We start from the raw sequence: 18762 nt of genomic DNA, 5'->3' as shown, positions 1-18762 counted from the left end.
CCCGTGGCCTCGGTCCGTGTAGGGGGTGCGGGCGCGCCCGTCACCGCCTGCACGGGGGGCGAGGGCGGTGAGGGGCGCGCGTGGTCCGGCTCAGCGGCCGGACGACTCGAGGACCACCGCGGAGTTGAAGCCGCCCTGGCCGCGTGCCAGCACCAGTGCCGTGCGCAGCGTGGCGGGGCGCGGCTGGGCGAGGACCAGGTCCAGCTCGTAGTCGGGCGAGGGCACGACGTTCACGGTGGGCGGGATCAGCCCGTCGTTCATGGACAGCAGGGCGGCGGCCACGTCCAGCGGGCCGGCGCCGGCGTACAGCCGGCCGGTCATGGTCTTGGGCGCGGTGACGGGGACACCGTGCGGGCCGAACACGGCGCCGATGGCCTCCGCCTCGGTCCGGTCGAGATCGGGAAGGCCCGCGGCGTCCGCGAAGACGACGTCCACGTCGCCCGGCGCGAGGCCGGCGTCCTCCAGGGCCAGTTCGACGGTGCGCCGCAGCCCGGGGGCCCGGTCGCTGCCCGGTCGGGGGTCGAAGGTCGCCGCGTAACCGCTGAGCTCTCCGTACGTCCTGGCGCCGCGCCGGCGCGCGGTCTCGGCGTCCTCCAGGACCAGGATCGCCCCGCCCTCGCCGGGCACGTGTCCGCGTGCCTCGGCGTCGAACGGCAGGTACGCGCGGGCCGGCTCGTTGCTGGTGCTGATCCGGCCTCCCGCCAGCTGCGCGACCCAGCCCCAGGGGCAGATCGCGCCGTCGACACCGCCTGAGACGACGAGCGGTGTGCCCTTGCGGATCTGGCGGCGTGCCTGTGCCAGCGCGTCGAGCCCGCCGGCCTGGTCGCTCACCAGGACGCCGGAGGGCCCCTTCAGGCCGTTGCGGATGGAGATCTGACCGCTGTTGACGGCGTAGAACCAGGCGAAGGACTGGTACGCGCTCACGTACTGGCTGCCCTGGCTCCACAGTTTCCGCAGCTCGCCCTGGCCGAACTCGAATCCGCCGGCGGAACTGGCCGTGACCACGCCCATGTCGAACTCGGGCAGTTCCGCCGGGCGTACCCCGGCGTCGGCCAGGGCCCAGTCCGCGGCGGTCAGCGCGAGCCGCGTCATGTGGTCGGTCTGCGGCAGAAGCCTGCTCGGCAGGTGCTCCTCCGCCCGGAATCCCGGTACCTCGCCCGCGAGTTGGGCCGGGTAGCGTGCGGGGTCGAACCGGGTGACGCGCCCGATGCCGCTCTTGCCGCCGCGGGTGGCGGACCAGAAGTCCTGGGTGCCCAGGCCGTTCGGCGAGACGACTCCCATCCCCGTCACGGCCACCGACGTCATGCCAGGCTCCTCTCGGGACGGGCCAGCACCATGGCGCTCTGGAAACCTCCGAACCCGCTTCCCACCGTGAGCACCGTGTCCGTGGTCCACTCACGTGCCGCCAGGGGCACGTAGTCCAGGTCGCACTCGGGGTCGGGGGTGTGCAGGTTCGCCGTCGGCGGCACGACGTTGTGCCGCATGGCGAGGGCCGACGCGGCGATCTCGATCGACCCGATCGCCCCCAGCGAGTGGCCGACCATCGACTTGATGGAGCTCACCGGCACCCGGTAGGCGTGGTCCTTCAGACTCCGCTTGAAGGCGGCCGTCTCGTGCCGGTCGTTCTGCTTGGTGCCCGAGCCGTGCGCGTTGATGTAGTCGACGTCCTGCGGGGCGATCCGGGCCTCGTCGAGCGCCGAGCGGATCGCCTCTGCCATCTCGGCGCCGTCGGGACGCAGCCCGGTCATGTGGTAGGCGTTGCTGCGGGTGGCATAGCCGGCGATCTCCGCGTAGACACGGGCGCCGCGGCGGCGGGCCGCCTCCAGCTCCTCCAGTACGAAGACCGCCGCGCCCTCGCCGAGCACGAAGCCGTTGCGGCTGCCGTCGAAGGGCCGCGAGGCGTGTTCGGGGTCGTCGTGGCGCGGTGTGGTCGCCTTGATGGCGTCGAAGCAGGCCATGGTGATCGGTGAGATCGGCGCGTCCGACGAGCCCGCGATCATGACGTCGGCGCTGCCCTCGCGGATCAGCTCGACGGCGTACCCCACCGAGTCGATGCCGGAGGTGCAGCCGGTGGAGACCACCGTGCTCGGACCTTCGGCGCCGACGGCCCACGCGACCTCGGCCGCGAAGGAGCTGGGGACCAGGTAGTCGTACAGGTGCGGTACCGCGTACGTGTGGTCCACGCAGTCCAGTCGGCCGCCGTCGCTGACGACCCGGTACTCCTGGTCGAGGCCCATGGTGGCGCCCACCGCGCTGCCGACGGTGACCCCCACCCTGTGGGGCGCGTGGGCGTCCAGGGCGATACCGCTGTCGGTGAGTGCCTCCCGGGTGGCGACGACGGCGAACTGCGCGGCCCGGTCCATACGCCGGGTCTCCTGCGGGGTCAGGCCGTGCGCCTCGGCGTCGAAGTCGATCTCGGCGGCGACACGTGAGCGGAAGGAAGAGGGGTCGAAGAAGGTGATGCCCCGGGTGGCGGTGCGGCCCGCGCTGAGCAGGTCCCAGAAGTTCTCTGTCCCCACGCCCCCGGGGGCCAGTACACCGATGCCGGTGACGGCCACGCGCCGCCCGGTCACGCGCCGGTCCCCCACGCGTAGAAGCGCTGGGCGAGCGCGTCGGCGGGCGACCGCCAGGTGGCGGGGTCGTAGGCCTCGACGAACGGCTTCAGGTCGTCGCTGATCCGCACGAACCGCGGGTCGGTCCTGGCCTCTTCGATCAGCCGGCCGCCGTCGTCCGTGTCGAAGTCCTGGAGGTGGAAGTACAGGCCGCGGTAGGCGAAGAGCTGGCGCCGCCGCGTCCCCATCAGGTGCGGCATCTCCGTCCGGTCGAACTCGCCGAACAGGCGGGCCACCTCGTGCTGCGACGCCCCGTCCATACGGGCGACGATCAGTGAGCTGTGCATGGTCTCTCTCCCTGTGAGGGTGCCCGCGGGTGCGAGCGGGCGTCAGATGGCCGGGCCGAACCAGCGCTCCAGGGCCATGGGCAGGTCGCCGTGGCTCCCCGGGGCGGCCCAGGCGACGTATCCGTCGGGCCGGACGAGTACGGCCGAGGTACCCGCGAGCGGGCTGGTCCCGGACAGTTCGCGTGGTCGTGCGGTGATCAGGTCCACCCGGTCGCGCCAGGGCAGGGCCCTGCGGCGGAGCCGCGCGTTGTCGGTGAGGTCGAGGAGCACGCCGCGCGCCGGGCGGAGCGCCTCGATGCTCCGGCCGATCAGCGCGTGGCCGGTCAGCTCCACGTCGGGCATCCGCCGGCCCAGCAGCGGGTGGCTCCCGCCGTCGATGTCGTAGCGGATCTCCAGACCGCTCACCATCGCGGCGAAGTGCCGGCTGACGTCCCCGTACCGGATGAGTTCGGAGATGACGTCGCGCAGCGGCTGCACCTCCGAGCCGCTGAGGAACAGCAGGCCCTGGGCCTGGGTGTTCATCAGCAGCCGTCTGCCCACCGGGTGCCGTTCGGCGTGGTAGGTGTCCAGCAGCGACACGGGGGCGCGGCCCCGCACGACCGCGCCGAGCTTCCAGCCGAGGTTCACCGCGTCCTGGATGCTCGTGTTCATGCCCTGGCCGCCGGCGGGCAGATGGATGTGCGCCGCGTCGCCGGCCAGGATCACCCGGTCGCGGCGGTACTCGGTGGCCTGGCGCGTGGCGTCGCCGAAGGCGCTCACCCACACCGGTTCGGCGTGCGCGATGTCGTCGCCGGTGAGGCGCTGCCAGGCCGCGGCCACCTCCTCCCAGGCCGGCGGCTTCTCCCGGCGCTGCGGCGGGGTGCCGCGCTCGCAGACGATGAGGCGGGTCACGCCGCCGGGCAGCGGTCCCACCATCACCATGCCGCCGGGGAGCGTCTCGCCGATCATCCGGGGTTCGAGGGTGATCCCCCTGACGTCGGCCAGGAACATCTCCATGGTCGCGGCGGTGCCGGGGAAGTCGAAGCCCGCGGCCTTGCGGACCGTGCTGCGGCCGCCGTCGCACCCGACCACGTACTCGGCGCGGGCGGTCCGCACGCCGGAGGGGCCGCGGATCTCGACCTCGACGCTGTCCTCCTTGCCGGTGACGGACAGCACCTCGTGGCCTCGGCGGATGTCGGCGCCGAGGCCGGTCGCCCACTCCTCCAGGACCGTCTCGGTGGCCGACTGCGGCACCGTCTTGGCCGCCTGGTGCGCCCCTTCGAGCACGCCGAAGTCGACCGGCAGGCCGCCGAAATGGCCGACGTCGCTGGTCTCGATGTCTCCGAACCGGGACAGCAGCCCCCGCTGGTCGAAGATCTCCATGGTGCGCGCCGTGAAGCCCAGGCCGCGCGACTCACCGGTGCGCGCGGCCAGCCGCTCCACGACCATGACGTCGACGCCGGCGAGCCTCAGCTCACCGGCGAGCATCATGCCCGCGGGCCCGGCGCCCACGACTATCACTGCGGCGTCCATCTGCCTCTCCTCGGTGTCCGTCGTGTACTTCGGGGTTCATCGCCTGAACCGGGCGATCGCACGGTTCGCCGTGTGGGACGCGGCCGCGTACCGGTGGTCCGGTGCCCGCGAGTCGAGCCGTACGGCGACCTCCGCCAGCTTGATGGCGTGCTCGTCACCGATTTCCACGGCGGTCGCGAAGGCCTCGGCCGCCGAGGGGGCGTCCGCCGGCGGCTCCGGGCGCGTGATCGCGGACCCCGCGGCGAACGTGGACCGCATGACCCGGGTGGCTTCGGCGGTGGCGAGGTAGGACGGCCACCGCTGCCGGGCCGGCACGTACGCGCTCACCAGCCGCACGGCCGCCGGGGTCGTGACGGCGTGGACCAGCGGGACCGGGAAGCGCGGGCGCGCCGTCGCGTAGACGCCCGCGTTGTCCGCGGTCAGCCGGTCGAGCGCCTCCATCGCGTCACCGGCCTCTTCCGTTGCGGCCCCTCCGGTGGCGTCCGGACCCGCCTGGTACCGCGCCGCCCAGTAGCCGAGGCCGTGGGCGAGTTCGCCCCGTTGCAGCCGGTCTTCCTCGCCGGCCCGCTCCAGGGCCCGTACGGCGTGCGCGGTGCGGATCACGCCGTGGCCCAGCATGGACAGGACGCCGGGGATCAGCCGGGGCCACCAGAGGGCCAGTACGTCACGCCAGGGTTCCTCCTCCAGCCTCCGGGCGAACAGGGCGGTCCAGTCCCCCACCCGGCTGAAGTCGCCGAGTGCCGCGCGCCATTCGGCGGGGTCGTCCGGCGACAGCCGCCATCGGGGTTCGGGCGCCTCGTGGTAAACGTGCCTGGTCAGCGTCCGGTCCAGCCACGGGGACACGGCCTCCGTGTAGCCCATGTGTGCCAGTGCCTCGGCGGCCATCGGGGCGTGGTTCACCAGGGTGCGCGTCCCGTGCTCGTAGCCGACGGTGCTCAGCCGCTCCAGCGCCTCGGCCATCGCGTCGTTGTACGTCGGTGCTGCCAACGCCGGTCAGTCCTTGATCTCGCAGATGGTCGCGCCGGTGCCGAGCAAGGCGCCGATGTCGACAGCGAGTCCCTTGACGGTGCCGGAGCGGTGGGCGTTGAGGGGTTGTTCCATCTTCATGGCCTCCAGGACGACGACGAGGTCGCCTTCCTTGACCTCCTGGCCCTCCTCGACCGCGATCTTGACGATCGTGCCCTGCATGGGCGAGGCGAGGGTGTCGCCGGAAGCGGCCGATCCGGCCTTCTTCGCGGCGCGGCGCTTGGGTTTGGCGCCGGCGGCGAGGCCGGTGCGGGCCAGGCTCATGCCGAGCGAGGAGGGCAGGGAGACCTCCAGGCGCTTGCCGCCGACCTCGACGACGACGGTCTCACGGCCGGAGTCCTCGTCCGCCTCCGCTTCCGCGGGGACGGTGAAGGGCTTGATGTCGTTGACGAACTCGGTCTCGATCCACCGGGTGTGGATACGGAAGGGGTCCGAGGTGAACGCCGGATCGACGACGACGGCACGGTGGAAGGGGATGGCGGTGGCCATGCCCTCGACCGTGAACTCGCCCAGCGCCCGCGCCGCCCGCTGAAGGGCCTGCTCACGCGTCGCCCCGGTCACCACCAGCTTGGCCAGCAGCGAGTCCCACGCCGGACCGATGACACTGCCCGACTCCACACCCGCGTCCAGCCGGACACCGGGACCGGACGGCGGGGCGAACAGGGTGACGGTGCCCGGCGCGGGCAGGAAGCCACGGCCCGGGTCCTCACCGTTGATACGGAACTCGAAGGAGTGCCCGCGCACGGCCGGGTCCCCGTAACCCAGCTCCTCACCGTCCGCGATCCGGAACATCTCCCGCACCAGGTCCAGGCCCGTGACCTCCTCGGTGACCGGGTGCTCCACCTGCAGACGGGTGTTGACCTCCAGGAACGAGATCGTGCCGTCCAGACCGACGAGGAACTCCACCGTGCCGGCGCCGACGTAGCCGGCCTCCTTCAGGATCGCCTTCGACGCCCGGTACAGCTCCGCGTTCTGTTCCTGGGTCAAAAACGGTGCGGGCGCCTCCTCCACCAGCTTCTGGTGGCGGCGCTGCAGCGAGCAGTCACGGGTGGAGACCACGACCACGTTGCCGTGGGTGTCGGCCAGGCACTGCGTCTCCACGTGCCGGGGCTTGTCGAGGTAGCGCTCCACGAAGCACTCGCCGCGCCCGAAGGCCGCCACCGCCTCACGGACCGCCGAGTCGTACAGCTCGGGGATCTCCTCCAGGGTGCGGGCCACCTTCAGCCCGCGCCCGCCACCACCGAACGCCGCCTTGATCGCGATCGGGAGGCCGTTCCGCTCGGCGAACTCCACGACCTCCGCCGAGCCGGACACCGGGTCCGGGGTGCCGGCCACCAGCGGTGCTCCGGCGCGCTGGGCGATGTGGCGGGCCGCGACCTTGTCACCGAGGTCGCGGATGGCCTGCGGCGGCGGACCGATCCACGTCAGGCCCGCGTCCAGCACCGCCTGGGCGAACTCGGCGTTCTCCGAGAGGAAGCCGTAACCCGGGTGGATCGCGTCCGCCCCGGAGTCCTTGGCGGCCTGGAGCACCTTGGCCATGTCCAGATAGCTGGCGGCCGGGGTGTCACCGCCCAGAGCGAACGCCTCGTCGGCCGCGCGGACGTGCGACGCATCCCGGTCCGGATCGGCGTAGACGGCTACGCTCGCGATTCCGGCATCCCGGCAAGCCCGAGCGACGCGGACAGCGATTTCGCCACGGTTGGCGATGAGCACCTTGCGCACGTCAGGATGCCTGCCGAGGCGCCAGGGCGAGCTCGCCGTCGAGAGCTCCGAGCGCACCGGCGTAGAAGATGAGCGGGTCCTCGCCCTGTTGCGGTACGCCGAGCTCCACCACCTCACCGACGATGATGTCGTGGTCGCCGCCGGCGTGGACGTCGACGGTCGTACAGGTGAGGAAGGCCAGTGCCTCGCTCAGCACCGGGAGGCCCGTCGACCCCTCGTGGTAGGGCGTGTCCTGGAACCCCTCCGGCCGGCGTCCGGCGAAGGCACGGGCGAGCTTCTCCTGTCGGCCGGAGAGGAAGTTGACGGTGAATCCGCCGCTCACGGTCAGCATCTCGTGCAGACGCGAGCGCCGGTGCAGGCAGAACAGCACCAGGGGCGGGTCCAGGGACACGGAGGTGAACGAGTTGACCGTCGTGCCGTCGGCCTCGCCGTCGGCCGACGTCGTGATGACCGTCACCCCGGTCACGAAGAGCCCGCACACACGACGCAGGGTTCGCGTATCGATCGGGTGTGTCTGGTGTTCGTGCATCAACGTGCGCGCTGCGGACATGTGCTTCCCCTTCACGGGTGGAATCGATGAGAGCGAGGCACGCGTGGCCGGGCCGGGCGGGTGCCACGGCACGCCCGGCCGCGGCCCCCGTCCGGCCTCGCTCAGAGCAGCTTCCTGACCTTCGCTCCGGCCTTCAGAATCCCCATCAGGAACTCCTTGCCCACGTTGTTCATCTCCTCCGGGGCCTGGAACGAGGCCCAGTAGAGGAAGCGGGCCATCGTCAGGGTGGAGGGCGAGACGAACCGCTGGTTCTCGTTCTTCCAGCCGAAGGCGGGGTTGACGATGTCGCAGTCCTTGATCATCTGGAAGACGATGTCGGCCGCCTCGTCGCCCGTCAGGGCACCCGCCTCGTACTTCTCACAGGTCTCGGCGGTCGATTCGAGCAGCGTCTTGAACTTCTCGCTCTCCGGCCACCACAGTCCCGGGAACCGGGTGTCCTCCAGATCCCGGAAGTGCCGCTCGTCGCCGTCCTTCACATGGTTCAGACGGGCACGCGTCAGTCGCATCGTGCCCGGGCTGATGAAGGAGCCCCAGATCCGGAACACCGCGTTCCAGAGGCGGAAGTGGGAGAACGAGATGAAGGAGCTGTTGACGATGTCGTCGTTGTACTTGAGCAGCCCCTGCTCCAGCCGTTCGACGTACTCGAAGCGCTCGGCGGAGAAGTCACCGTCCCCGAGCGCCTCGATCAGCCGCGAGGTCAGGGCGTCCACCACCTCGAAGGTGTTGGACAGACCGCGGGAGAACAGCGGGTCCAGGAAGCCGGCCGCGTGGGACATCAGGCACCAGCGGTCGCCGATCGTCTGCTTCGACGAGTACTGCAACCGGTCGGTGGACACCCACTCCCGTACGCGTGAGGCACCGTCGAACTGCCGCTTGACGGCCGGGTACCGGTCGAGGAACTGGCTGAACTCCTCGTCGGGCGTGAGGTTTTTGGGCTTGGGATACGTGCGCTCGTCCATGGTCAGGCCGACGCTGCACAGCGGGTTGCGCGACTTCTTGTGGTTGTCGAAGGCGATGATCCAGAACCATCCCCGCTCGATGAGGTGGTGCATCGTCCCGGTGTGCCAGTCGGCGGGCGGGCGGAGCTCCTTGGGGTGTCCGCTCACGTCGTCGAAGGGCTTGATCCCGACGTAGTGCGTGAACATCGAGCGCGAGTGGTGCTTGAACCGGGCCGGCTTGTCCCGCAGATCGAACTTCTCCGCGAGCGGGGAACGGAATCCGCTCGCGTCGATCAGGTACTTGCCCCGGAACGCCTCGCCGTCCTGTCCCGTGACGGTCACACCGTCGTCGTCGAAGTCGACATCGGCGGCACGCCAGTTCTGCTTCGCCGTACAGCCGTACTTGACTGCGACGTAGAACATGAAGGCGTCGCTGTCCTGCCGGAACATGTGGCTGTTGTTCAGGAAGATCTTCGGCAGGGCGAGCTGGGTCGCCTCCCTCGGGTCGGGCTCCCGGCCGGGCTCGTGCTTCATGAAGCCGAAGTGGGCCTTCGTACCGAACGTGGGGGCGATGTCGCGGGTGCTGGCGTTGACGCTGGCCAGGCTCTTGAGCTCCGGAATGCGGTGCCGCTCGGCCAGGATGTGGATCCATTCCACCAGTTGCGGTGTCATGGATTCGCCTATCGCGAAGCGCGGGTGGGACGTCGCGTCGATGAGCAGGACCTTGGCGCCGTGCCGCGCCATGATCGTCCCGGCCACCGAGCCGGCCAGTCCGGTCCCCAGGATGATGACGTCGTAGTGCGCCTTCTCGGGAATCTCCGTGGCGTGTGCGGCCGTCTTCGTGTCCATGAGCTGTCTCCCGTCGTTGGGTGCGGTCCGATGGGCGGCGTCAGCTCTTCGTGGCGACGGCGGCGTAGCCCGCGGCGTCCTCGCGCGTGGTGGCCCGGTCGTCGTCGGTCGCCGGCTCCTGCTCGGTCTCCCACTCGTTGGTGGAGACGACTCCGGGGGCGGCCACCGTCCAGCCGGGGGTGGCGAGGAACCGCTCGATCCCCTCGCGGGAGCGCTGGGCCAGCGGCACCCGCAGCTTGGTGTAGATGTCGTCGACGACGACCCTGACCTCGGGCGAGACGTAGTCCGGGCTGGAGTGCGTGAGGAGCACCATGCTGCCGGGGGCCAGCGCCTCCTTGTACCGCTCGACCATGGCGTACGGGTCCTCGTCGTCCAGGACGAAGTGCAGCAGCGCTCCGAAGATCACGCCCACCGGCTGCGAGAAGTCGAGCAGCTCCTTGGTCTCCGGGGCCGAGAGGATGGCGTCGGGGTTGCGGACGTCCTCGGTGACGAAGGCGGTCCGGCCGTCCGAGGTGTCGCCGAGGATCCGGTGCGCGTACTCGGCCACCACCGGGTCGTTGTCGACATAGAGGACGAGGGCGTCGGGTGCGACCTCGTGGGTGGCCTGTGCCGACGGGATGCCGCTGCCCACGTCCAGGAACTGGCGGACGCCGTTCCGGGTGGCGTAGCGCACGGCCCGGTTCAGGACGCGGCGGTTGGCCCGCGCGCCCACCGGGCTGCCCGGCATCTGCTTCACGAATCCCTCGGCCGCCGCGCGGTCGACCGGGAGGTTGTCGTTCCCGCCCAGGTAGAAGTCGTAGATACGGGCCGGGTGGGGACGCTCTTCGGCGGCGGCGCCGGTGTTCCGGGCGGGGTTGGCGGAGTCAGACATGTCCACATCCTTGGTCAGCGGTCGGGTGCACTCGGGCAACGGGCCGGTCCCTGGAACGGTGGACCGGGCCGGGTCGTGCGGAGGGGTCAGCTGGTGCCGACGCGGTCGACAGCGGCGTCCTGGACGGGCGGGGCTGTCCGGGCGCCGTGGCGGCCGGCGGCCCGCGGCCTGCTCCAGTGCCTCATCGCCGGCCGTTCGACGAGCAGGTGCAGTACGTGGGCGGACGCCAGGATCAGGGCCCAGGCCAGCAGGCAGAGGCCGAGGGCGGCCATCGTGCCGAAGGGCCTGTGGTCCGCCAGGAGGACGGCACCACCGGTGAGCACCGAGGCCTGCAACAGGTAGAAGGCGAAGGACACTTCACCGAGCCATGTCATGACCCGGCCCCGGAAGGGGGACCTGCGGCCCTGGACGTCGGCGACGGCGACCGCGGGGATCAGCAGCGCGATCGGGATCGCCCAGGTCGCGGAGAGGGTGTAGAGGAACGGTACGTGGAGGGCCACCACGTAGCCGACGGCGCAGAGGGCGAGTGCGTGGTGGATGCGCACTCCGATCCAGCGGTCGGTGAGCACGATCCGGGCCATCAGCATGCCGAGAACGAACTCCAGCATCCGTACGGGCGGCAGCTGGTAGACGAACCAGCTCTGCACCGCGTTGACCGGCAGGCCCGGCATCGTCGGGCCCCCGGCCAGCGCCGCGTAGGCGAGGGCGGGCAGTGCCATGACGGCGGCGAGGAACGCGCAGGCCCATGCCCACAGGCGCCTGGGTCCGATGCTCCGGATCCAGCGGTACAGCAGGGGGAAGCAGAGGTAGAAGACGAGTTCGCACCCCAGCGACCAGCTCGGTCCGTTGACGCCGAAGGAGACGGCGGGATCCCAGGACCACGTCTGCACCAGGAGGATGTTCGGCAGCCAGGTCTTCCAGCCGGTGGCGCCGGCGAAGACCACGAGGGCCAGGACGAACGTGACGAGGTGGTTGGGGTAGAGCTTGACCAGCCGGCGGCGCAGGAAGCGGCGGGGCGCGTCGTCCGGGCGGGCGGACCAGGTGAGGATGAAGCCGCTGAGGATGAAGAAGAAGGCGACTCCGAGCCCGCCCGCCACTCCCAGGATGCGGCCCGCCTGCTGCGCGGTCCCGCCGCCGAACGGCGTGAGCTGCGAAGAGGTCACGTGGTAGAGGAACACCGCCATGGCGGCGAAGAACCGCAGACCGGTGAGCGAGGGCAGGCCCGACACCCGTGGGGCCCGGTCCTCCTTCGGCCGCGGGGCCGACTGCACGTTCATGGGCGTCTCCTCGCCGATTGGATGCTCGCGTGGGCATGGCGGAGCGCGGCAGGCCTGAGGCGGCCGGCTGCGCGGTGACCGGGTGGTCCCCAGCTACGGGACAAAGGCGGCGCACGGCCGGGCGCCTCGGCGTCACGCCGCGGAGTTCGGGGCTGTTCCGGTGGGCCGGCTCACCCCGCGTGCGCGGCGGGGTGCAGCAGACGGAGCGGGAGAGGGCGCATTCCGTCCGCGCCACCCGGACCGAGCAGTGCGGCGGTCAGCGCCTCCAGCAGGTTCAGGGCGTCCGCCGCCACCGCCGGGTGCCCGCGTCCCGTCTCCGTGAGCTCCAGCGCGTGGCGGGGTCGTGGGTGTCTTGGCCCCGGCGGCGTACGGACCCGGGGTCCACCATTCCCGGACGGGCTGGGACGCGGTGGGCCCGGTGATCGCGAGAGGCGCGACGAGCCGCTGCTGGGCACACGGCCCGAGGTCCCGGAGCCCGCGGAGCGGCCCGTGGTGCCGGATCCGCAGCCCGGTGCCGGCCAGCTTCTCGTCGCCGAGCCGGCCCAGCCGGTGGTGGACCTGAGCCATGAGGTACGCCGGGTGCCGGACGAGGAGCGGCTCCGCGCCCGGCGGCAGCCGGGGCAGCGGGACCTGGTGTTCTCGACCGGGGTCAGGGCGGCGGTCAGGCGGCGTTCCCGGTCGGCGGCCGCGCGGCGCCGGACGGCCAGGGCGCGGTGGCCCTGGGCGGTGAGGGAGAGGACGTGGGAACGCCGGAGGGGCCGGGTGGCACGCCGGAGACGTCCGACGGTCGCCGTACGTCCGTCTCACGGCTGTCCTCCGGCACCGCCGCGCCTCCCCCGCGCACACGCCACCGGTGTGCGGACGCCTGTCCGCACACCGGTCCGGCCGTCCGCGGCCACCGCGCGACCCCTCAGGCCGCGGGCGTGCCCTTCCTCGGGCCCCACAGGTCCAACGCGGCGTACGCCTCCCGCCATTCGGCTTCGTACGCCGCCCTCAGCGGGTCGGGGATGTGGGCGAGGATGGACGCGGCGCGGGCCGCGTCCATCTCGTCGAGGATCCAGGGCAGGTACCGGTGCGCGTAGTCGCCGATGCCGTCGCGCTGGGTGGCGCTGAACGTCATCCACTCCTCCTGCGTCATGGTCCTGTCCATCAGCTCCAGGGCCTCCGCCTCCTCGTGCTTGAGGTGGCCGGAGAGCCCGGTGTGGAGGGTGTCGACGAGTCCGCCGAGCCTTTCGAGGCCCGACGCGCGATCGGCGAGTGCCGCGTCGATGTCGTCGAGCAACGGGTCTATGACCGCGTGCTCGGCCTCCATCGCGTCGAGGAGGGCGAGCTCGTCGGGGCGGCCGGCCAGCTCCCGCTGCATGACGGGCCAGACGGTCACGTCCTCGGACCTGTGGTGGACCTGGAGGAACTTCTTGAAGAGCTCCCAGCCGACTGCCGTGCTCAGGACGTGCCGGGGGTCCTCGTCGACCCGGGCCGTGACCCGTGCGATCCGTTCCAGTTCCCGGCGCAGGGCGTCGTGGATGGCGAACATCATCGTCATGTCGAGCTTGTACTGGTAGCTCATGGCAGTCTCCCTACTTCCACCGACCGTGACACCCAGATTATCGTCACTCAGCCAAACCATCAACTAGCCGAACCATCTCGACACCCGTACACCTTGGCGGGCCACGCCTACGCGGTCTCCGCCGGTTCCTTGGAACGGGCGGTCCGGGCCGCCCCGTCGGGGCCGGAGAGGGTTTCGGCCCCGGACACCGGCGGAACGCCTGACTGGGGCTGGGGCCCGAGGATCCGGGTCAGCAGCGGAGAGGTCATGGCGGTGGTCACGAGCGCCATCACGACGAGGATCGTGAACAGGTCCGTGCCGATGACCCCGAGGCTCAGTCCGATGTTCAGCACCACCAGCTCCGTGAGTCCCCGGCAGTTCATCAGGGCGCCGATGGCCAGGGATTCCCGCCAGCGCTGGCCGGAGAGCCGGGCCGCGACGCTGCCGCCGCCCCACTTGCCGGTCACCGCCACCGCCATCACCGCGAGGGCCCACAGCCACTGCTCCCCGGAGCGGACCAGCACCGCCAGGTCCGTCTTCAGGCCGGTGCTGACGAAGAACAGGGGCAGCAGGATCGGTACGGCCACCGCCTGGAGGCGGGCGGCGGCCCGCTCGACCGCCGGCGAGTCCCTCGGCACCATCGTGCCGAACACGAACGCGCCGAACAGCGCGTGCACCCCGATCTCCTCCGTCGCCAGCGCGGACAGGCACAGGCCGGTGAAGAGCACGATCAGCACCGCGCTGTCCGACCACTTCCGCTCGGCACGGGCGACCCAGCGGGCGAGCAGCGGACGCACCACGTACAGCATGACGAGCATGTAGAGGACCGACAGCCCGACGGTCACGAGGGCCGCCATCGGGGAGCTGCTGCTGGTCACCGCGACGACCACGGCCAGCAGGCACCAGGCCGTCACGTCGTCCACCGCGGCGCACGCCATCGCCACCGCACCCGTCCGCGTGCGGTACAGGTCGCGTTCGGTCAGGATGCGGGCGAGCACGGGAAAGGCCGTGATGCTCATCGAGACGGCGATGAACAGCACGAACGGCAGCTTGTCCACGCCGGCGGGCGCGAAGGTCCCGTACATGCCGAGCGCGAGCGCCGATCCGAGCACCAGGGGCAGCGCGATGCTCATCTGGCTGACGGCGACCGCGGTACGGCTGTGCCCCCGCAGCAGCCCGAGGTTGAGAGCGAGGCCGACCAGGAACATGAACGCCAGCAGCCCCAGGTCACCGAGGGCGCCGATGAACGGCAGGATGCCGGCGGGAAAGAGGCGGTGCTGGAGGCCGGGCCAGACGAGGCCGAGGAGCGACGGGCCGAGGCAGATCCCGACGGCTATCTCTCCGACGACGGCGGGCTGACCGAACCTGCGCACCGCCCACGCGCCGAGCCCCGAAGCCAGTATCACCACGGGGACGACGATGAGCAGTTGGGAGAGCGGATTGCTCGCAGCGGCTGCGATGACCATCGGTACTCCTGCTTGGGTGGTGGCGGGCGCGACCGTCGAGGGCCCGCCGATCGGATCGGCGGGCCCTCGGCGGATCAGGCCGGCCGGGAAGGCCGCGGTGGTCGCGGTGGCGGGTGCGGCGCGAGGTCGCGGGTCGGTACGCCTGGGGGCTGTCCCGTGACACCTGGCGGGACAGCAGCCCTCAGGAGCGGTAGGGGTGCAGCCTCTTGGCGTCGCGCAGGACCCGGCCCCACCAGACGAGTTGGTCGAGCATCACCTTGGCGGCGGCACCGGCCGCCTCCGGGTCGGCCGGGAAACGGCCCTCGGCGTCGTAGTGCTCCAGGACGCGCGGGAAGCTGACGGTGTCCTTGACCCCGACGCAGTGGAACTCGGCGAAGACCTGGCGCAGATGCTCCACCGCCCGCACCCCGCCGGCCATGCCCAGTCCGTAGCCGACGAAGGCCACCGGCTTGGCCTCCCACTCCGCGTCGAAGGAGTCGATGAGGGTCTTCAGCGGGCCGGGGACGCCGCGGTTGTACTCGGGGACGACGATGACGAACGCTTCGGCGGCGGCCAGCCGGGGCCGGAGCGCGACCGTCTGCGGCGCGTCCGGGGCGAGGCTCGCGGGCAGCGGTGCGTCGGCGAGGTCGACGACGTCGGTGACCAGGTCGTCACGCCGGTCGGTCCGGCCCACCAGCCACCGCGCGATGTCGGGCGCGAGCCGACCGTCGCGGGCGGATCCGACGACGACCACCACGCGTACGGGCTCAGGGGAAGCCGGTGCGACGGCCATGGCTCCCCCTCAGCCCTTCGTGCGGGCGGACGCGCTCGCCGGGGTCAGGGCGAGGAACTCCGTGGCCCCCACCCGCGACAGGACGGCCCGGGTGAGCGCCGGCATCGCGGTGCGGCCGTCGTCCGTGAAGACGACCGGGTTGTCCAGGTGGATGCGGTGTCCGCGCGTGGTGATCTCGCAACCCCCCGCCGCCAGCACGTTCTTGACCCAGTCCGACCCGGGTCCGTACGGCAGCGTCACGACGATGTCCGCTCCGCGCCGGAACAGCTTCACCGGGGTGCTGTAGACGCGCCCCGACTTCCTGCCTCGGTGGTGGACCCTGCCGAAGCCGGGCATCCGGCTCAGGACAGGGCCGACGAAGCGGTTCGCCACCCGGCGATTGAAGCGTGCCACCCGCCTGGGGATCGGCATGGTTTCCTCCTTGTGCAGGTGTCCGGAGTTCACGCCCGCGCGGGCGCCGGGCGGCCGCCGGGCCGGGGAGGGCCGGGCGGCCGGCCGGCACCGGGGCCGGGTCGCCGTGCGCGTCAGGCGGCGGGCTTCGCGCCGCCGGGGCCGCCCGGGGTGAGGGGGCCGGCCGGCTTGCCACCGGACTTGAGGAAGCGCTGGAGGGAGAAGTTGTCGACGAGGCCCCACCGCTCGGCGACCTTCTCCCCCTCGAACCGGAAGAAGATCATCCCGTGGTGCTCGATCTGGAGGCCGGTCGCCGGTATCCCGATGAAGGGGCCGGTGTGCCGGCCGTGCATCACCCAGCGGATGGCCGCCTTGTCGCCGTCCGACATGAAGTCGAGGATCTCGTACTTGATGTCGCTGAAGGCACCGCGCTGGATCTTGATCGTGTGCTTGAACGCCTCGGGCCCGCTCATCGCGTCGTCGTGGCTTCCGTTGTTGCGGAAGTCGGGGGTCAGATAGCGGTCGGCGGCGGTGAGGTCCCCGTCGTTGAGGCCTTCGCTGTAGATCCGCTCGATCACTTCACGCTGCTTCTCTGCGGTGGTCATGCCGTACTGCCCTCCAGATGGGTGTCTGTGTACGAACCGGGGTCGCCCGCGTCGAGGCCTGCGGGGAGCGCGCCCGTGCCGAGCGTCTCCTCGTCGACCGATGTGACGGCCGCGGGGGCGGACCCGGTGCTCCAGGTGATCCGCAGCCTCATGCGAGCGAAGCGCCAGCCGTCCGGGGTGCGCCGGACGGACGTGTCGAACCGGCCGCCCAGCTGGAAGTGGTGCGAGGCCGCCGGGGGCCGGGGGGAGCCGAAGTGCAGATGGGAGGCGATCAGGCTCCACGCCACGGTCGCCCGGTCTCCGTCGAGCTCGACCAGGGCGGGAGAGCCGTGGTGGTGCGTGCCGTCCCAGCGTTCCATGATCTGCCGGGTGAACGCCACGGCCCCGGCGCGACCCTGATGGCTGCCCACCGGGAAGACGAGTTCGACGTCCTCCGTGAACAGCGAACGGGCCCACGCGTCGTCGAACGTCCCCGCGTCGAGCGAGGCGAGGTAGCGCTCGGCGAGGTCGCCCAGATCCGCGCGATCGGTCAGGTGGGCGATCCGGGCGTCGGAACCGGCCGTCCGCGCTCCCCCGGGTGCGTCCGTCATGACACCAGCCGGGCGGTCGTCTGCGCGTCCGTGGCGTAGATCACGACCCCGTCGGGACCGTGGACGACGGCCCTGCCGGCACCCGTGAACGTGTCGCCGGTCAGCTCCGCCGTGATGTCGATCTGGATGTAGGCGGCGTGATGACCGTTCGGACTGATCTGCCCGACATCCGGATTGAACACCTCACGGAAGGAGAATTCGAGTGTGTTCTCATCCGTCGCGGTCCACGTGCCGGAACCGCCACTCTTCTTCGTGACGACGGAAAGCGATCCGTCTTCTTCGAAAACGACGGCGTAGTCGTCCGTCTCACCGTCGTGCGAGACCGTCCCCTCCCATTTCCCCGAGAGGCGGGCAGCAGAAATGGACATCGGCTTCACTCCCATGAAAGTAATGACGGGCCTGACTGATGTGCGCGTGCGACGACGGTGCGGCCCGCCGGGAAAAGAAGCCCGGAAAGGAAGGAACGGCCGGCATTCGCGCGGCCGTTCCGTATGGAGCTCCCTCGATTCCGTCCGCGCGCCCGGTGGCCGGTTCCTCGTCCCCGGGCCGCTCGGAGCCGGTCCGTCGTCCCCGGCTCACGTGCGGCCGGCCCTTCCTCCGTCTCGGACGGCGCGGAGCTCGATCACCGAGCGGGTGGCCACCCGCCCGGGGGCCTGGTGCACCTCCACGACCGACAGGCCCGCGGCACGGGCCAGTTCGATGTTGTCCGCCAGTTCGCGCTCCTTGCCGCCGTAGTAGGCGAGCATGCGGACGTTCATCCCGGTGTCGGGCGACTGACCGTCCGCCCCGGTCTCCTCGATGACGAAGACCCGGCCGTCCTCACCCGCCGCCTCGGCGCAGCGCTTGAGGATCGCGACGGAGGACTCGTCGTCCCAGTCGTGGATGACGGAGGAGAGGACGTAGGCGTCGGCCTCGGGCAGCGGGTCGAAGAAGCTGCCGCCGAGCACGGAGGTGCGGTCGGCCAGACCGGCGGCCGCCAGGTACTTCTCGGCGCGCTCGACCGTGCCCGGCAGGTCGAGGACCGAACCGCGCAGCGTCGGGTGCGCCTTGAGCACGGCGCTGAGCAGCACCCCGTTGCCGCCGCCGAGGTCCATGAGGTGCGAGAACTTCGACCAGTCGTAGACCGTGGCGATCTTGTCGGCGTCCTCGCCGATGTTCCCGGCCATCAGGGAGTTGAAGGACTCGGCCAGCGCCTTGTCCGAGGCGAGCTCGTCCCAGAAGGGGACCCCGTAGCGGACGGGGTGGGAGGGCTGTCCGGTGCGCACCACGTGTGCCAGCTCGACGAAGCTCAGGTCGGCCCGGCCGATGGCGCCTTCGAGGTCGATCAGGGCGCGCTGCGGTCCGGGGTGGTCGGAGCGCAACGCCTGGCCCTTGTCGGTCAGCTCGTACTCCGAGTCGCCACCGCTCAGCAGGCCCGCCGTCACCAGGTGGCGCAGGATGTGGTCCAGGGCGACGGCGTCCAGTCCGGCGGCCTCGGCGATGGCCTCCGGCGTCTTCCGTCCGGCCGCGATGTGGTCCCCCACCCGGAAGGTCGCGGCCACCCGCACGGACATCGGGGTGACCAGGTCGGCCATCCGCCAGAGCTCGAGGTCCGGGACGCCGCCGTCGTGGTTCTCTGACATGTGATCTGTCCTCTCTCAGTGCCGGTACCGGTACGACTCCGGGTCGTCCCGAGGTGGTGACGGTGCCCGCTCGGCCGGGAGACGCGCATACGCCCGGGAATGCGGCGCATGCCTCCCGTCCCTCCGA

The 18762-nt window shown here is 71.4% G+C and carries 19 protein-coding genes; all 19 read right to left on the bottom strand.

Annotated features, from left to right (window positions below):
- Nucleotides 1-90: 90 nt before the first annotated feature.
- A complete protein-coding gene (locus SACTE_RS31480; protein ID WP_014050067.1) occupies nt 91-1305 on the bottom strand; it encodes a ketosynthase chain-length factor in 1215 nt (404 codons plus the stop codon).
- Entirely contained in the window at nt 1302-2573 is a 1272-nt protein-coding gene (locus SACTE_RS31475) for a beta-ketoacyl-[acyl-carrier-protein] synthase family protein (protein WP_014050066.1), read from the bottom strand. Before SACTE_RS31475 ends, SACTE_RS31480 begins: the two co-directional genes overlap by 4 nt.
- Nucleotides 2570-2899, bottom strand: coding sequence for a TcmI family type II polyketide cyclase (locus SACTE_RS31470; protein ID WP_014050065.1), 330 nt, complete (start codon nt 2897-2899; stop codon nt 2570-2572). Before SACTE_RS31470 ends, SACTE_RS31475 begins: the two co-directional genes overlap by 4 nt.
- 42 nt (nt 2900-2941) lie before the next feature.
- On the bottom strand, nt 2942-4411 hold the full coding sequence (locus SACTE_RS31465; protein WP_014050064.1) for an FAD-dependent monooxygenase: 1470 nt from the start codon (nt 4409-4411) through the stop codon (nt 2942-2944).
- Nucleotides 4412-4447: 36 nt separating this feature from the next.
- On the bottom strand, nt 4448-5398 hold the full coding sequence (locus SACTE_RS31460; protein WP_014050063.1) for a questin oxidase family protein: 951 nt from the start codon (nt 5396-5398) through the stop codon (nt 4448-4450).
- A gap of 6 nt (nt 5399-5404) precedes the next feature.
- A complete protein-coding gene (locus SACTE_RS31455) occupies nt 5405-7159 on the bottom strand; it encodes a biotin carboxylase N-terminal domain-containing protein (protein ID WP_014050062.1) in 1755 nt (584 codons plus the stop codon).
- A gap of 1 nt (nt 7160) precedes the next feature.
- Entirely contained in the window at nt 7161-7640 is a 480-nt protein-coding gene (locus SACTE_RS31450) for a flavin reductase family protein (protein WP_019993266.1), read from the bottom strand.
- Between the two features lie 170 nt (nt 7641-7810).
- Nucleotides 7811-9496 carry an FAD-dependent monooxygenase gene (locus SACTE_RS31445; RefSeq protein ID WP_014050060.1) on the bottom strand — a complete coding sequence of 562 codons (1686 nt, stop codon included), beginning with the start codon at nt 9494-9496 and terminating at the stop codon, nt 7811-7813.
- Nucleotides 9497-9536: 40 nt separating this feature from the next.
- Complete coding sequence (locus tag SACTE_RS31440) at nt 9537-10367, bottom strand: SAM-dependent methyltransferase (protein ID WP_014050059.1); 831 nt, start codon at nt 10365-10367, stop codon at nt 9537-9539.
- An 86-nt stretch (nt 10368-10453) separates the two neighbouring features.
- On the bottom strand, nt 10454-11644 hold the full coding sequence (locus SACTE_RS31435; RefSeq protein WP_014050058.1) for an acyltransferase: 1191 nt from the start codon (nt 11642-11644) through the stop codon (nt 10454-10456).
- A 170-nt stretch (nt 11645-11814) separates the two neighbouring features.
- A complete protein-coding gene (locus SACTE_RS35495; RefSeq protein WP_019993265.1) occupies nt 11815-11937 on the bottom strand; it encodes a hypothetical protein in 123 nt (40 codons plus the stop codon).
- 617 nt (nt 11938-12554) lie between these two features.
- A complete protein-coding gene (locus SACTE_RS31430; protein WP_014050057.1) occupies nt 12555-13211 on the bottom strand; it encodes a hemerythrin domain-containing protein in 657 nt (218 codons plus the stop codon).
- Between the two features lie 107 nt (nt 13212-13318).
- A complete protein-coding gene (locus SACTE_RS31425) occupies nt 13319-14656 on the bottom strand; it encodes a cation:proton antiporter (RefSeq protein ID WP_014050056.1) in 1338 nt (445 codons plus the stop codon).
- A gap of 181 nt (nt 14657-14837) precedes the next feature.
- The gene (locus tag SACTE_RS31420) at nt 14838-15428 is read right to left on the bottom strand and encodes an NAD(P)H-dependent oxidoreductase (RefSeq protein ID WP_014050055.1); all 591 of its coding nucleotides are present in this window, start codon (nt 15426-15428) and stop codon (nt 14838-14840) included.
- A 9-nt stretch (nt 15429-15437) separates the two neighbouring features.
- A complete protein-coding gene (locus SACTE_RS31415) occupies nt 15438-15839 on the bottom strand; it encodes a nitroreductase family deazaflavin-dependent oxidoreductase (protein WP_014050054.1) in 402 nt (133 codons plus the stop codon).
- A gap of 113 nt (nt 15840-15952) precedes the next feature.
- Complete coding sequence (locus SACTE_RS31410; RefSeq protein ID WP_014050053.1) at nt 15953-16423, bottom strand: ester cyclase; 471 nt, start codon at nt 16421-16423, stop codon at nt 15953-15955.
- Nucleotides 16420-17013: a nuclear transport factor 2 family protein gene (locus SACTE_RS31405; protein WP_014050052.1), complete on the bottom strand. Its 594-nt coding sequence runs from the start codon at nt 17011-17013 to the stop codon at nt 16420-16422. Before SACTE_RS31405 ends, SACTE_RS31410 begins: the two co-directional genes overlap by 4 nt.
- Nucleotides 17010-17381, bottom strand: a complete 372-nt coding sequence (locus tag SACTE_RS31400; RefSeq protein ID WP_014050051.1) for a hypothetical protein — start codon at nt 17379-17381, stop codon at nt 17010-17012. The genes SACTE_RS31405 and SACTE_RS31400 overlap by 4 nt, the downstream gene beginning before the upstream one ends.
- A 207-nt stretch (nt 17382-17588) precedes the next feature.
- The gene (locus SACTE_RS31395; RefSeq protein ID WP_014050050.1) at nt 17589-18635 is read right to left on the bottom strand and encodes a methyltransferase; all 1047 of its coding nucleotides are present in this window, start codon (nt 18633-18635) and stop codon (nt 17589-17591) included.
- Nucleotides 18636-18762: the final 127 nt, after the last annotated feature.

Origin of the sequence: Streptomyces sp. SirexAA-E, from assembly GCF_000177195.2 — a bacterium.
GTDB classification, from domain to species: domain Bacteria; phylum Actinomycetota; class Actinomycetes; order Streptomycetales; family Streptomycetaceae; genus Streptomyces; species Streptomyces flavovirens.
Note: the sequence above shows the minus strand (reverse complement) of the source record. Positions and strands in the feature narration are given on the sequence as shown.